This is a genomic window from Paenibacillus sp. FSL K6-0108 (assembly GCF_045040695.1).
In the GTDB taxonomy this organism is placed as follows: Bacteria; Bacillota; Bacilli; order Paenibacillales; family Paenibacillaceae; genus Paenibacillus; species Paenibacillus pabuli_B.
In genome coordinates, this window is the sequence record NZ_CP150288.1 from 5,403,363 (window position 1) to 5,418,453 (window position 15,091).

Genomic DNA, 15,091 nt, shown 5'->3' on the forward strand with positions numbered 1-15,091 from the left:
CAGGCTTTCCTTTCTGGTCCCTGAGCATGCCCATTACATACACTTCACCCGATGTCCACCTGCATAAAAATAACCACTTTTCCTAACGATAGATACATCCAGTGACAACGATGAAATCAGAGCACTGTTAAATGATTGTCAAAATAAACGAGGAGGTTCCATCCCCTATGTCCAGACCGAAATGGGTTAACTGGGCCATTGCAGCGGGTGCGGGCGCACTTGCCTTGACTCTTTTGCTCCCAACGTCCAATCGCCCTGTTCCTGCTCCAAGTGCCATGCCCGACTCTCCACATGAGGAACATGCCAGCAAACAACGTCTCAAAATCCAAGATGTAAAATCAACCGATCTGCTTACCCGCGCGGATGCCAAACAGCACCTTAGCATCATGCTTGAGAAGACCTCCAAAATGAATGATGTGCAGATAAGCCAATACGTTAAAGAATTACAACGAACCCATGATCATATCCGGTCTATTGACGTAATGAATACCAATGGATCACACAGTCGGCACTATGACAAAACAGCAGTAAAAGGAAGCAAAATGGAACAGCAAAAGCTGGAACATTCTCTTGCCTTGGCGAAGAAAGCCGTAAGCAAACGTCAAAGCTTTGAATCTTCGTCCTTTCCTCTGGGCAAGGAAAAGTTTTTTGTCATGGCGCAGCCCTCCAAGGATGGAGAACGAGCTGTTATCGCTCTGTTTAGCCAGAATATTCTGAATGCTGTGGAACAGCATCAGCGCAAAAATTTGCGGATGATCCCGTATCCGCGTGAAGGCAAATTTAAAATCGAGTCTGTGCACCCGGATACCCTTAAAGAAATCACGGTAAAAACAGGGCATGATAACGCCAATGCCAGTCATTTTTTCGAAAATGAAATTGTCATCCGATTCCGACAAGATCCAGGGGAACGGGATATGCGCATCATTAAATCCGACCTGCAGACTCAGTCAGTACGAAAGTTGGGATACACGTATGTCTTTCGGTCAGAACATATGAATTATGAGCAATTACATGCTTATTTCGAACGTAAATGGAATCCGCTGTATATGGAACCCCACTACATGTATTTAACCAATGAAACCGTTCCTGAACAAAAAAATGTTACGGTACCCAATGATATTTTGTTCACCGACTATCAGTGGAACCTGCCCGCCATTGAGACTAACCGGGGATGGAATATTACGAAGGGAAACAAGGATGTTATCGTTGCCGTGGTGGATACCGGTGTTGATTTGACACATCCCGATTTGAAGGGCAAACTGTTGAACGGTTATAACGTTGTCGATCCAGCGAGCAAACCGCTTGACGACGTAGGCCATGGAACACATGTAGCAGGTATCATCGGTGCAGTAGTGAATAACAAAGAAGGTGTGGCAGGCATGAGCTGGTATAACAAGGTACTTCCTGTTAAAGTGCTGGACAATTCAGGTTCTGGCACAACCTATGCTGTGGCTGAGGGGATCATCTGGGCGGCCGATCATGGAGCCAAGGTCATTAATATGAGTCTGGGCAATTACGCCGACGCCCAATTCCTTCATGATGCTATCAAATATGCCTTTGATCGTGACATCGTGTTAATTGCAGCGACGGGCAACGACAATACCGAGCGTCCGGGATACCCTGCTGCCTATCCTGAAGTATTTGCGGTTTCTGCTACGGATGCAGACATGAACAAAGCTTCCTATTCCAACTACGGGGATTATGTCGATGTGACGGCACCAGGTTCCAGCATTGCAAGTACGTATCCGAACAACCAATATGCAGCCTTGTCCGGAACGTCCATGGCAAGCCCCCATGTAGCCGCTCTTGCAGGATTGATTCGCTCGTTAAATCCTGATCTGACCAACACAGAGGTAATGGATCTTATGCGTCAAAGCGTCATAGATCTCGGTGATCCAGGTCATGACAAGTATTTTGGTTATGGTCAAATCGATGTATTTAAAGCATTGGAGGCAGCTTCCGGCAGCAGTGCCCCACTTCAATTTTGGCCACAGCATGTGAGGCAGCAATTGGACAATACAATGAAAAAATATATCAAACAATAACCGTACACTGGCATAAAAAAACAAAAGCAGCTGCGCCCCGGGGCGTACGCTGCTCTTTGGTATGGTTAACCTATTCCCCCGGGGCATCCGCTGCGACTAGCGTTTGCGAGAAGTTGTGCGGGATTTACCTGATTTTTTCACGGATTTTTTCTTAACGTTGTGGCTTGAAACATAACAAGGATCTTCTTCTTTGACCACGACAGGGTACATATGATGATGAATTGGCACACAATGATGCTTTTTAATGACTTCGATCGGGTGGATTACAGGTACGATTTGCGGGATATAGTAATCTTCAACAACCTGGACTGGATCACATACAATCGGACAAAGTGGTGGACAGAAATGACTCATTACAAACCAACTCCCTTTCAAGTGATACTATAACGTATTGCACATGGTCCGTTGAGGATTGGATGTATGTCCATATTGGTGAAAATTATATAAGCGGGAGCCTGTCCGCCGTTGTCCCTCCCTGTTGAGGTCTAACGGCCTCTATCACCCTGCATAAAACCCGCAGCCCTTCACATAATCGTTCCTGATCCGTAACAGTAAAGCAGATCCGTAAACTCGCTGTATCCGTTTCCCCCACATAACAGGCTGATCCAGGCAAAAAGGAAACCCCTGCGATAAGCGACTGGCGATGCAGTTCACGCATATCCACGCCATCGGGCAATTGCAGCCACAAGTTTAGTCCCCCATCAGGCAAAGTCCAGTACATCCCCGGAGAACCATGTTCCTCTAATACCGTCGATGCAGCAAGCAGACGGGAATACAATTCATCCCTCAATCGCGCCGCATACGAACTGTATTGATGCTGTATGAATGATTGCAATGCTTTTTGTGTAAGAAGCGGACTCCCAAGATCCGCAGTAGATTTAGCAGCAACAAGTCGGGTAAGCACACTCCCATCTGCAACCGCACACGCCACACGACAGCCGGGAGACAGTACCTTGCTGAAGCTTTTGATATATATCACATGCCCCGTCCCATCCATGGATTTAATGGAGGCAGGGGGCGGATCACGAAAATACAGATCGGCGAACGGATCATCCTCCAAAATGAGACAATGGTAACTCTGAGCAAGATTAAGCAGCTGCGCACGCCGTTTGGCACTCATCGTAATGCCTGTAGGATTGTGAAACGTAGGAATGGTATAAATCAACTTGGGCGGGTATGTATCACATAACCGGGTTAACAGATCAATTCGCATACCATCGTCATCCATTGGAACTGTAATGATCTTCGCTCCTCGGCTTGTAAACACATCAATTGCTCCGGTATAGCTTGGTGCTTCCATGTAAACAACGTCTCCAGGCCCAACAAATGTACGCGCTACAAGATCAATTCCCTGTTGGGTACCGCTCGTAATCAGCATCCGTTCAGGCATTACCCGCAGCCCTCTTTCGGCAAAATGCGCGGAAAATGTCTGACGCAGCTCACGATCACCTTGAAAAGAGCCATAGGCCGCCATGCGCTCTGGATGATCCGAGGAAAGCCGATATGCACTGTCAATTATCTCTCGTGTTGGCAACAATTCCGGCTGAATGGCTGACATATGCAGTTCAAATTTGACTTGAGGAGATGCATCAAAATGTCGCCAGAGCTGAGCTCGGGGTAAATAATCCACAAGAGCCATCTGCCAATTCCATGGCGTGCTGGATTCATTCTTTGCTTGGGTACGGTCAGTCCTCTCCATATCCTCCGTTATCTCCAGCTCTTGTGCCCCCCTTACATAACATCCCTTCCCCTGAGAACAGGTAATCAGTTGTATCGCTTCGAGCTCGGCATAGGCTTTGGACACGGTAACCAGGCTGACGCCCAGATCTGTGGTCATTTTACGTACAGACGGCAGACGAGTCCCAGGCTCTATTAGTCCAGACCTTATTCGGTCTGCAAGTGTAAGGGCAATCTGAACATACAACTTGGTGCTGCTTCCTCGCTTCAATTCAATGTGCATACGTATGCCCTCCCAACTGTTATGATTAGCATTTTACTGTTATACTGCATTCCGTCTATTATAGTTTATAATATCAGTATAACAGTGAATAACAGGAGATGAGAATAATATGAATATCCCTTGGTCCAAAATGGCACAAAACACCCCGTCCTCTGTCGTTCGCGACATGTTACAGGCTGCCCAGGCACCTGGAATGATTTCTCTTGCCGGAGGTCTGCCTGCTCAGTCATCCTTCCCGCTTGAAGCTATCCGTGAAGCTTACGAAAAGGTATTTATGGGCGGCTCAGCGGCTCTTCAATATGCAGAGACAGAAGGTTTCCGACCACTACGCGCCAAAATTGCCGAACGTCTTGAATCCAAGGGCATTCCCGCTTCACCTGATCACATGCTTCTGACCACCGGATCACAGCAATCCATTGACCTGGTGTGCCGAATTTTGCTCGATCCAGGCGACAGCGTTCTGGTTGAATCACCAACCTATCTGGCTGCCCTTCAGGTAATACACTCCTATCAGGCTGAGGCACAGGGTGTTACCTGTGACGATGACGGAATGTTGCCTGAATCACTGGAGGAACAGCTCCAACAGCATCGTCCAAAGCTCGTCTATATTAACCCTACTTTCTCCAACCCGTCGGGCAAAGTATGGAGTCGTTCCAGACGGCAACAAGCCGTGGATCTGTGTCGAAAATATGGAGTATTAATCCTGGAAGACGATCCCTATGGTGAAATCCGATTTAAACCTGAACAACTGGACGCCCCTTCACTGGCGCAACTGGATGCAGCATCCTATGAGGGTCCTTCCAATGTCATCTACACCAGCACATTCTCCAAAACAGTAGCTCCCGGCCTCCGCACTGGCTGGATATTGGCTGCTCCGGATGTGGTCAAAATAGCTGCCCGCGCCAAACAGGGTGCGGACTTGCATTCCAGCAGCATCGACCAAAGAGCACTTCATGCGCTATTGGAGTCATTCGATCTGGACGGGCATATTCGTAATATTTCACAGGACTATGAACAACGGATGATTAAAATGACCTCTCTTATGGCTGCAAAATCATGGGAAGGTATCTCCTGGAATTCTCCACAAGGCGGGATGTTCTTATGGTTGCAGCTGCCTGAAGGCATGCTGGCCAGCAATCTGTTTACTTATGGAATACAGGAGAAAGTATGCATTGTACCAGGGGATTCCTTCTACGCGGGCACGCCGGAACTAAACCGTATGCGGATCAACTTTACCCACACCGATCCAGATCTGCTTCCCGAGGCTGTAGAGCGTATGGACCGTGCCATTCAACGCTGGCACGCATCATTACAGTCGGATAGTGTAGTTACGTTATAAGGAACTGTCATCCACTGTATTATTAGGAACAAATTTCTCTTTCTACATCTACAACGAATAACAACAAAAATAAGGCGTCAGACCCGAGAAAGCTTCAAGTCTGACGCCTTATTTATATTTACCTGAAAGTCCAGGAATTCTTTTGAAGTTTAATTGCGTCCTTCTAATCAGTCAGGCACATCAGGTACAATCGTTCTGTTTGCCCTTGACTGATCGTGGACCATACTTGCTACTGTTGTGTTGTAGTTAGGAAAGCTTACCGTAAGCCGGGTTCTGTGCTCTTCGTGGTTCAGACGGGAACTACCCTCCCACCACAAGCGACAATCATCTATCTAGGCCATACATTGCTGCACAGCTCAAGCGACCAACCTAGACACACCTCGGGCTAAGGCTGCCTTCTCCGAAGAGTCGACTGTGTCCCATTAGGTCTTGCTCCAGATGGGGTTTACCAGGAACGAAGTCACCAGCGTTCCTCGGGGTCTCTTACACCTCGGTTCCATCCTTGCCTGTGCCGGAAAATCCGGCCATCGGCGGTCCATTTCTGTGGCACTATCCTTCAACTCGCGCTGACTGGACGTTATCCAGCATCCTGCCCTGTGGAGCCCGGACTTTCCTCTCGTGGCAACAAAGGCCACCAGCGATTGTCTGTCAAGCTTTCCGAACAACATTAATAGTATACAGGCATTTGAGTATACAAACAAGCTTAATCTTACTGGAAATGATGTATCCGAATGCTTTTAGATAAACTGGAATACTTCCGTGTTTACCTCGGATGCGGTTACTTGCGTCTCATAACGTTTTTCTTCCAAACGTGAACGCAGCCAGTCCGCAGTTTTCGGTTTCATGATTTTTTCGGCATTATGCCCGCAGTCGATGATGCACATACCCGCCATCAGCGCATCATGAGCCGTATGATAATCAATGTCTCCTGTTACAATGACATCTGCACCTTTGAATCGTGCAGGAAGGGTATAACGGCTGCCTGAGCCGCCAAGCACTGCTGCTTTTTTGATTTGACGATTGAGATCGCCTACCACTCGAACGTATGGCACATCCAGTTGGGCCTTCACGACGTCCACCAGCTCACCAAGAGTCTTTGGTTGTTTGAGCGGTCCCAAGCGCCCCAGACCGAGCGTACGGCCTTTTAAATCCATTGCATACAGGTCATAGGCCACTTCCTCATACGGATGAGCCTTCAGCATCGCTTGTACAACCTTGCTGCGCAGACTTTGCGGTACGATGGTCTCAATGCGTATTTCCTCTACACGCTCCATCTGTCCCTGTGTACCGATAAAAGGCTGCGTCCCTTCTCCCGGTACAAAAGTACCTGTGCCTTCCGTATTGAAGCTGCACTTGTTGTATTGACCGATACTGCCAGCGCCCGCTTCGAGGATCGCCTGGAGCACCTGCTCATGATGGGTGCGGGGTACAAATACAGCCAGTTTGAACAAATGATCTGTATGTACATCCTCAAGTGACTCTTTGCTCTCCATTCCGATGGCCTCGGCCATCCAGTCATTCATTCCACCTTCAGCCACATCCAGATTGGTATGACTAATGTACACCGCAATATCATGCTTGATCAGCTTCTCGTACAGTTTCCCCATTGGTGTGTCCGTATTCAATGATTTGACCGGACGGAAAATGATGGCATGATGGGCAATAATCAGATTGGCTCCAATTCGAATGGCCTCATCTACAACTTCGTTTGTCACATCAAGTGCGATAAGAACGTGTGTAATTTCCTTTTGCAGACTGCCCAGCTGAAGACCAATCCGATCGTCCGGCACAGCCAGATGTTTGGGAGCAAGCTGCTCCATCCATTGAATTACCGTTTGACCTTTGGCAAACATGAGAGTACCTCCTTCAAGTTTACGATAAGACGCTCCACCTCAGCTGCCTTGTCCCGCGAAGACTCCTGATCGGATTTGGAGATCGACTGCTGAACACTTTGCAGCTTGACGATTTCACTCTCCCATTTGGCAAAAAACACATCCGTAGGACGGTCTGTCAAATAAGGTCCCATGCGTAGCAGCAAATCCGATGTCAATTCCACTCCGCCTTCCAGCGGACGTGCGCGATATACTTCCTCATTGGCGATTGGACTGAGGTTTTGCGGCATAGCTGTAATAATCTCGTACACTTTGCCGTCTTCCTCAAGCAGCTGTTCTGCAACCACCACCCAGTGATGCTTGAGCAACCAGCGTCTGAGAATATCTTCACCAACATTCGGCTGCAAAATAAGAAGCTTAACCTCATCCAATTTGGAGAGGCCTCGATCCAGAATGGAGGCAATGAGTGCCCCTCCCATACCGGCAATGGTGATAACATCCACTTCTCCAGCAGAGATGACATCCAAACCATCTCCACGACGTACTGTAATTTGTTCCTTCAGACCCGCATCGCTGACTTGTTTGCGTGCAGCTTCATAAGGGCCGGGGTTGACTTCTCCGGCTACTGCACTTGCTGCTTTCCCGCTGCGTACTGCCGCTACCGGAAGCAAAGCGTGGTCTGAACCAATGTCACCCAATCGGCTGCCTTCGGGAATTTGATCATGTATTTGCTGTAATCGATTCGAAAGTTTCATGAAGCACCCGCACTATTCATTTAATTTATTGATTTGCATTGAACAACAAAAAGCGATAAAATGAAATCCAATAAAACATTTCAAGGATGAATTACCAAAACCAAGAAATTTAGTTGTTCAATTTAAAAATAAAGGAGACCCCGCCGCCGCTTAAGCGTCTTGCGGAAAGTCTCCCAGTAGTGATGTTATTCGAGGAAATCCTTAAGCCGTTTACTGCGGCTAGGGTGACGCAATTTACGAAGAGCCTTGGCTTCAATTTGACGAATACGCTCACGCGTAACACCAAATACCTTGCCCACTTCTTCCAGCGTTCTTGTACGTCCATCGTCCAGACCAAAACGCAAACGAAGCACGTTCTCTTCACGCTCAGTCAATGTATCCAGGACATCCTCGAGCTGTTCTTTCAGCAACTCATAGGCAGCAGCATCCGCCGGAGCCAATGCTTCCTGATCCTCGATGAAATCGCCCAAATGGGAATCATCTTCCTCGCCAATTGGTGTTTCCAGGGAAACCGGTTCCTGAGCAATCTTCGTAATCTCACGAACTTTTTCCACACTCAGATCCATCTCGGCAGCGATTTCTTCTGGTGTCGGTTCACGCCCAAGTTCCTGCAACAGCTGACGGGATACCCGGATCAGCTTATTAATCGTCTCCACCATATGCACAGGGATACGAATGGTACGCGCTTGGTCCGCAATCGCACGAGTGATCGCTTGGCGAATCCACCATGTTGCATAAGTACTGAATTTATAGCCCTTTTTGTGGTCGAACTTCTCAACGGCTTTGATCAGACCCATGTTACCTTCCTGAATCAAATCCAGGAACAACATTCCGCGTCCGACATAACGCTTGGCGATACTGACTACGAGACGAAGGTTTGCTTCAGCCAAACGACGTTTCGCTTCTTCATCCCCGTTCTCAATCCGTTTAGCCAGTTCTACTTCGTCATCTGCAGACAACAAAGGTACACGACCAATTTCTTTGAGATACATCCGTACAGGGTCGTTGATTTTGATTCCTGGTGGAAGGCTCAGATCATCATCAAAGTGGAATTCATCGTCTCCCTCTCTGTTGTTGTTCTCGGAATCTTCACTAGGGCGAAGGGTTACCTCTTCATCATTTTCGTTCACGACATCAATACCCAGGTCGCTTAGTTGTTCGTAGAACTCATCCATCTGTTCTGCGTCTTGCTCAAATGGAGAAAGTTTTTCTATAATTTCCTTGTAGTTCAACGAAGCTCTTTTCTTACCTGATTCAATCAATTGGTCCTTAACCTGATCCAGCGTCAATTCTGTTTCTAGTTCAGTATGCTGATCATTCGCCATAACTAGACTCCCTCCTCCCTAGAAACATCCAACATTCAGACGTTCACTGTCTCTCTAGGGCAATCATTTCAATTGCAATTTGTGCCGCGCGTACAGAATCACCTGCCCGCTCTGCAGCAATCATTTCTTCTTTTTTCAGATCGTACTCTTTCTTACGCGGATATTTCAGCACTTCCCTGATGCAATCGTCGAGCACCTGAACACTCCATTCACCTGGACCATCCATCATCGAGATTGAACTGACTGTCTTTTCCAGTCGATCGTCATGCAGTGAAGACATAAAACGGCTTGTATCCGACGGTTTGCCTTGCGCATAATAGGCATATAGATAAGCAGCAATAGCTGCATGATCATCCAAGTTAAAAGCTTCACCGAGATGCTCATTTACGTACTGGGCAGCCTCATCATCCTGAAGCATCCAGGCGAGCAGTTTGCGTTCAGCAGCGTGATAAGCCGGCAACAGATTGGGTGTAGGCACCTGCCTATTTTGTTGCCTACCATTATTCCACCTTTTCGGGTTATTATCCCCAAACTGGAGGTTATTTTTCATGGCTTCCCGTTCTTCGTTACACTCCTGCTTCAGTGTTTCAAATGATACGTCCACTTCCGCAGCCAGTTCCCGAAGATATACTTCCCGTTCTGTAGGAGAAGACAAAGGAGCAATAAGCTTCACCGCTTCCTTGGAATAAGCAATTTGTCCGCCGCCTTCTAGCAGTATATGGTTTTTTTTCAGGTTTATAAGCTTAAATTTTGTAGTCGTTACGGCCCCGTCCACAATCTGGTTACGGAACCGCTCGCCACCATGCTTGCGGATGAAATCATCCGGGTCTAACCCATCCGGTATTAGAGCAATTTTGACTCGCAATCCGGCTTCCTCAAGTATAGGGAAGTTTTTGAGTGCTGCAGCCTGTCCAGCTCGATCACCGTCATAACATACAATGACTTCGTCACACATGCCTTTAAGCATCAGTGCCTGATTCTCAGTAAGCGCAGTACCCATTGCTGCGACACCATTCTGGATATCCTGATCCCAGGCGGAGATAACATCACCATATCCTTCGAACAATATGGCCTGTCTTTGTTTGCGAATTGCATTTTTGGCATGATGCAGATTGTAGAGAACACGGCTTTTGTTAAACAACCGGGTTTCCGGTGAATTTAGATACTTTGGTTGCCCGTCTCCCAAAATGCGGCCTGCAAATGCAATCGGCTTTCCGCTCCTGCCATTAATCGGAAACATGACCCTGTCTCGGAAACGGTCCACATAACCCTGACCTTCGTTTCGCGGTGACAGTAAACCACCCTTCTCCATCTCTTCAAGCGGAAATTCGCGTTTCTCCAGAAATTGTACCAAGGTGTCCCAGCGATTAGGTGCATAGCCAATCTGGAATTGATCAATGAGTTTATCGCTAAACCCACGTGACCGTAAATATTCCATAGCCACTTTGCCGTGCTCTGTATTTTTCAATAAGAAATGATACAGTTTCGCGGTAAGCTCATATGCCTCCAATAAACGTTCGGTCTCTGGATTAACATGAGCCGATTCACGCCCTTGCCAGTCCCCCATTGAAATGTGGCTTTCTTCTGCCATCGTTTTGACAGCCTCGGGAAAGGATAACCCTTCGATTTCCATCCTGAATTTGATGGCATTTCCACCCGTGCCGCAACCGTAGCAATAGAAAATTTGTTTCTCAGGCGTAACTGTAAACGAAGGCGTCTTCTCAGAATGAAAAGGACAGAGGCCTTTCATATATTTCCCCTGTTTGGTCAGATGTACAAATCGGCTCACCGTATCGACGATATCATGCTGCTGTAACACCGATTCAATAATGCTTTCGGGTATACCGCCTTGTCCGGTACTCATCTTGGTCCACCTTCATCTCTTTAACACGTAAATATTATTCGATAAACTTACACATTCTCCTGCAAATCTTTCAAAAGTTTTGTCAGTTTATGTTGAAAAATTTCCCGATCCTGCTCTGTGAAAGCTTTTGGCCCTTTTCCATACTGGCCTCTTTTTCGTGCTTTGGCCGCAGTATGACGGGAATCCAGCATGAAATCAATGTCACGATCATTAAACTCACGACCACGAAATGATAAAACATAACAACGTTTGCCAAGTGCGAGCGCCGCCAGTCCATAATCCTGTGTAATGACCACATCGTATGGCTTGATGTGATTGGCAATGTACAGGTCTGCACTCTGATCACTTCGATCTACTTGAACAGTGCGAACTCCTTCTCCGCCCTGAAGAAAATGATCAAATGAAGAGACCATTAATACAGGAACTTTGAATCGGAGAGCTGTTTCTGCGATCTCCGACTTAACCGGGCAAGCATCACCATCAACAACAATATGGCGTACATTCAACTCACTCAAACCAGACCACCCGGTTTCATAAAATAGCTGCATACTGTAATATACGACCCCAGCCAGTCAAAATCCTTCTGACCTGTCTATGGAAATCAAAGGCTAAAATACGGAACGGCTGTAAATATAAATTTCTCACAATCCGTTCCGTATATTTATACCCTCATATATCCTTCTTTAATACTGAATTTATGCTTTGCCTCAGATCTGTCCTCTGGAGCATAAACGGCACCCGACTACCAGACCAGTTTGGAGAAATCAGCGAAAGATTTCAGATCCCGATCAATGGCTGCAAGCAGTGCTAGACGATTTGCCCGCACAGCTTCATCTTCAGCCATAACCATAACCGAATCGAAGAATACGGTGATAGCTTCCTTCCAAGCCGATGCAATCGCGAGCGCTTCAGCTGCAGCATGCTGAGACAATACCTGACGATATTCTTCATTGGTCTTGCTCCATGCTTCATGCAGCTGACGCTCTCCTTCTTCTGTAAAGAGTTCTGCATGAACCGAAGCATTGGAAGCTTTGGCAGCCAGATTACCGACACGGTTGAAGGATTCGACAGTTGTTTTGAAGGCATCTCCCGTTTGGACAGCTGCCATAAGTGCCTCACCTTTTGGAACTACCGCGCTGATGTCATCAAATCCGGAAGAAATGACTGCATCCACAACATCATAACGAACCGATTCCGACAATAATTTCTTCACACGAAGGCCGAAGAAGTCCTGCAAATCTTTACGAACTTCTTCATCCGCACGTTTCAACAGGTTCATCTGAGCATGCACTTGAAGTGCAACGCCGAATACGTCGGACAATGTCAGCGGAAGATTGTGATCCAGCAGAATTTGAACGATGCCTGCTGCCTGACGGCGCAGTGCGTATGGATCTTGAGATCCTGTAGGAATGATATTGATCGAGAAACAACCTACAATCGTATCCATTTTATCCGCAACACTCACAATGGCACCAACAAGCGAAGCAGGAGATTGATCTCCGGCGAAGCGTGGCTGATAGTGCTCAAATACCGCTTTGGCTACATCTTCTTTTTCACCAGCTTTACGGGCATAATCTTCACCCATCACACCTTGCAGTTCAGGGAATTCTCCCACCATAAGTGTAACAAGGTCGAATTTGCAGATATCCGCAGAACGATTCACCGCTTCGGCTACATCAGCTGGTACTTGCAGCTTGCTAGCCAGACCATCCGCAATTTTGCGAATACGGCGAACTTTATCACCAACCGTGCCCAGCTCTTCCTGGAAGACGATACTTTCCAGTTTCGATAATGCATCCTTAATCTCCAGCTTCTGGTCTTCTTCGTAGAAGAACTTGGCATCAGACAGACGTGCACGAAGTACCTTTTCGTTTCCTTTTGCAATAACATCCAGTGAATCACTGCCACCATTACGAACCGTAACAAAGTATGGTAACAATTGGCCAGCATGATCAAGCACCGGAAAATAACGTTGATGCTCGCGCATCGAAGTAATCAATACCTCTTGTGGAATATTCAAAAATGAAGATTCGAACGTTCCGAACAGCACCGTTGGTGTCTCCACCAGGAACAGGACTTCTTCCAGCAAATCTTCCTTAATCGCAATATCCCATTTTTTCTCGGCAGCCAGTGCCTGGATCTGGGATACAATCATCTGCTCACGTTCTTTGATATCCGCAATAACGTGCTCGGAACGAAGCACTTCCACATACGTAGCGGGGTCCGAAATGACTGCCTCTTTCCCAAGGAAACGATGCCCACGTGTTACATTGCCAGACTTTACGCCTGCAACTTCCAACTCAATAACATCGCTGCCCAGCAGAGCCACAATCCAGCGAATTGGACGTACAAATTTGAAATCATAGGAAGCCCAACGCATGAATTTTGGGAACGTCATGGCATGCAATACAGCCAGCAAACCTTCCCCAATTACAGAGGCTGTTTCCACACCTTTGCTGCTCTTGGTTGCGTAGATATATTCAACTCCGCTCAATTCCTTGAATGTGAACTGATCTGGTTCAACACCCTGACTGCGAGCAAATCCGAGTGCAGCTTTACTCCAGTTACCACTGTCGTCCAATGCTATTTTACGGGAAGGGCCTTTAACTTCCTCTTCCACGTCCTCTTGTTTATCGGCAACATCCTTGATTAAAACAGCCAGCCGACGTGGTGTGGCATAGGCATTCACTTCACCATAAGCAATGCGGGATGCATCCAGCCACTTCACGACACGATCCTGCAGCTGTTCAATAGCTGCTCGCATGAAGCGTGCAGGGACTTCTTCCAGACCAATTTCAAACAGCAGATCCTTAGACATGCTCAGCTCCCCCTTTCTTGATCAGCGGGAAGCCGAGCTTCTCACGCTCTTCCACATATGTTGCAGCCACTTGACGAGCCAGGTTACGGACACGAGTAATGTACCCAGTACGCTCCGTTACACTGATTGCCCCGCGCGCATCCAGCAGGTTGAACGTATGTGAACATTTCAACACATAGTCGTAAGCCGGAAAAACCAAATGCTGTGCCATAGCCTTGTTCGCTTCTTCTTCATGCATATTGAAGAGAGTAAACAGCATTTTAACGTCCGATACTTCAAACGTATATTTGGAGTGTTCGAATTCAGGCTGACGGAACACATCACCATATGTAATACCGTCTACCCATTCCAGTTCAAACACATTTTCTTTTTCCTGAATGTATGAAGCAAGACGCTCCATTCCATACGTAATTTCAACCGCTACCGGATTCGTCTCGATCCCGCCAACTTGTTGGAAATACGTAAATTGGGTAATTTCCATACCGTCAAGCCATACTTCCCAACCAAGACCAGCACAGCCGAGGGAAGGGTTCTCCCAGTTGTCTTCAACAAACCGAATATCGTGTTTGAGCGGATCAATGCCCAACTGTTTCAGGCTTTCCAGGTAAATCTCCTGAATATTGTCCGGAGAAGGCTTGATAATAACCTGGAATTGATGGTGCTGATAGAGACGGTTTGGATTTTCTCCATAACGACCATCCGAAGGACGGCGGGAAGGCTCTACATAAGCTACTTTCCAAGGCTCGGGTCCAAGCGAACGCAAAAAGGTCATTGGGTTCATCGTACCTGCCCCTTTTTCCGTATCATATGGCTGGACAATAATACAGTTGTGCTCGGCCCAGAATTGCTGCAGCGTGAGAATCATCTGCTGAAAATTCATAATCATGCTCCTTTTCGATGGTTTGTGATGAACAAGCCTAGAACGGTGCAGACAATAAAAAGCCCCCGTCCTACGCCTGTTATACAGACATAGGGACGAGAGCTACTCCCGCGGTTCCACCCTACTTGGCTTGGATATAAACAGGAGTCCCCGTTCAATCAAGCCCACTTTTCCGTGTCCTTTCATGCTCCCGAGTGCCATTTCAAAGACCGATTCAACCGGGCTCCCACCATCCCCGGCTCGCTCACACAGAACTAGTAAGGTCAACCGACC

12 protein-coding genes and 1 other RNA gene are annotated in these 15,091 nt (G+C 47.3%); 2 read left to right on the top strand and 11 right to left on the bottom strand.

The features are described from left to right. The first annotated feature begins 167 nt into the window (after positions 1-167). Positions 168-2,045: a S8 family peptidase gene (locus MHB49_RS24625; RefSeq protein ID WP_405153336.1), complete on the top strand. Its 1,878-nt coding sequence runs from the start codon at positions 168-170 to the stop codon at positions 2,043-2,045. A 96-nt stretch (positions 2,046-2,141) separates the two neighbouring features. Here the strand turns inward: MHB49_RS24625 and MHB49_RS24630 are convergent, their stop codons facing one another. Both MHB49_RS24630 and MHB49_RS24635 read right to left on the bottom strand, forming a co-directional pair. Further along, complete coding sequence (locus MHB49_RS24630; protein WP_405153337.1) at positions 2,142-2,399, bottom strand: hypothetical protein; 258 nt, start codon at positions 2,397-2,399, stop codon at positions 2,142-2,144. Positions 2,400-2,484: 85 nt separating this feature from the next. Beyond that, positions 2,485-4,005: a PLP-dependent aminotransferase family protein gene (locus tag MHB49_RS24635; RefSeq protein ID WP_405153338.1), complete on the bottom strand. Its 1,521-nt coding sequence runs from the start codon at positions 4,003-4,005 to the stop codon at positions 2,485-2,487. A 109-nt stretch (positions 4,006-4,114) separates the two neighbouring features. Here MHB49_RS24635 and MHB49_RS24640 point away from each other — a divergent pair, with 109 nt between their 5' ends. Continuing rightward, positions 4,115-5,344 (top strand): PLP-dependent aminotransferase family protein, encoded by a 1,230-nt coding sequence (locus MHB49_RS24640; RefSeq protein WP_405153339.1) that lies wholly within the window; start codon positions 4,115-4,117, stop codon positions 5,342-5,344. Between the two features lie 247 nt (positions 5,345-5,591). Here MHB49_RS24640 and rnpB read toward each other — a convergent pair. The 9 genes from rnpB to MHB49_RS24685 form a co-directional block, all read right to left on the bottom strand. Beyond that, positions 5,592-6,001: RNase P RNA component class A (gene rnpB / locus MHB49_RS24645), an RNA gene on the bottom strand. An 80-nt stretch (positions 6,002-6,081) separates the two neighbouring features. Further along, complete coding sequence (locus MHB49_RS24650; protein ID WP_405153340.1) at positions 6,082-7,197, bottom strand: Nif3-like dinuclear metal center hexameric protein; 1,116 nt, start codon at positions 7,195-7,197, stop codon at positions 6,082-6,084. Beyond that, positions 7,173-7,931 (bottom strand): tRNA (adenine(22)-N(1))-methyltransferase, encoded by a 759-nt coding sequence (locus MHB49_RS24655; protein WP_405153341.1) that lies wholly within the window; start codon positions 7,929-7,931, stop codon positions 7,173-7,175. The genes MHB49_RS24650 and MHB49_RS24655 overlap by 25 nt, the downstream gene beginning before the upstream one ends. A gap of 185 nt (positions 7,932-8,116) precedes the next feature. Continuing rightward, on the bottom strand, positions 8,117-9,256 hold the full coding sequence (rpoD, locus tag MHB49_RS24660) for an RNA polymerase sigma factor RpoD (RefSeq protein ID WP_247898554.1): 1,140 nt from the start codon (positions 9,254-9,256) through the stop codon (positions 8,117-8,119). Between the two features lie 43 nt (positions 9,257-9,299). Continuing rightward, a complete protein-coding gene (gene dnaG, locus MHB49_RS24665; RefSeq protein WP_247898555.1) occupies positions 9,300-11,120 on the bottom strand; it encodes a DNA primase in 1,821 nt (606 codons plus the stop codon). A gap of 47 nt (positions 11,121-11,167) precedes the next feature. Next, complete coding sequence (locus MHB49_RS24670) at positions 11,168-11,668, bottom strand: YaiI/YqxD family protein (RefSeq protein WP_405153342.1); 501 nt, start codon at positions 11,666-11,668, stop codon at positions 11,168-11,170. A gap of 194 nt (positions 11,669-11,862) precedes the next feature. Then, positions 11,863-13,938, bottom strand: a complete 2,076-nt coding sequence (glyS, locus tag MHB49_RS24675) for a glycine--tRNA ligase subunit beta (RefSeq protein ID WP_405153343.1) — start codon at positions 13,936-13,938, stop codon at positions 11,863-11,865. Continuing rightward, entirely contained in the window at positions 13,931-14,818 is an 888-nt protein-coding gene (gene glyQ, locus MHB49_RS24680) for a glycine--tRNA ligase subunit alpha (protein WP_192269025.1), read from the bottom strand. The genes glyS and glyQ overlap by 8 nt, the downstream gene beginning before the upstream one ends. A 102-nt stretch (positions 14,819-14,920) precedes the next feature. Beyond that, entirely contained in the window at positions 14,921-15,085 is a 165-nt protein-coding gene (locus tag MHB49_RS24685; RefSeq protein ID WP_405153344.1) for a hypothetical protein, read from the bottom strand. Positions 15,086-15,091 lie beyond the last annotated feature (6 nt).

Bases quoted from the DNA above. Each gene is read 5' to 3' on its own strand.
- MHB49_RS24625 (WP_405153336.1), top strand. From the start codon at position 168: ATGTCCAGACCGAAATGGGTTAACTGGGCCATTGCAGCGGGTGCGGGC.
- MHB49_RS24630 (WP_405153337.1), bottom strand. From the start codon at position 2,399: ATGAGTCATTTCTGTCCACCACTTTGTCCGATTGTATGTGATCCAGTC.
- MHB49_RS24635 (WP_405153338.1), bottom strand. From the start codon at position 4,005: ATGCACATTGAATTGAAGCGAGGAAGCAGCACCAAGTTGTATGTTCAG.
- MHB49_RS24640 (WP_405153339.1), top strand. From the start codon at position 4,115: ATGAATATCCCTTGGTCCAAAATGGCACAAAACACCCCGTCCTCTGTC.
- MHB49_RS24650 (WP_405153340.1), bottom strand. From the start codon at position 7,197: ATGTTTGCCAAAGGTCAAACGGTAATTCAATGGATGGAGCAGCTTGCT.
- MHB49_RS24655 (WP_405153341.1), bottom strand. From the start codon at position 7,931: ATGAAACTTTCGAATCGATTACAGCAAATACATGATCAAATTCCCGAA.
- rpoD (WP_247898554.1), bottom strand. From the start codon at position 9,256: ATGGCGAATGATCAGCATACTGAACTAGAAACAGAATTGACGCTGGAT.
- dnaG (WP_247898555.1), bottom strand. From the start codon at position 11,120: ATGAGTACCGGACAAGGCGGTATACCCGAAAGCATTATTGAATCGGTG.
- MHB49_RS24670 (WP_405153342.1), bottom strand. From the start codon at position 11,668: ATGCAGCTATTTTATGAAACCGGGTGGTCTGGTTTGAGTGAGTTGAAT.
- glyS (WP_405153343.1), bottom strand. From the start codon at position 13,938: ATGTCTAAGGATCTGCTGTTTGAAATTGGTCTGGAAGAAGTCCCTGCA.
- glyQ (WP_192269025.1), bottom strand. From the start codon at position 14,818: ATGAATTTTCAGCAGATGATTCTCACGCTGCAGCAATTCTGGGCCGAG.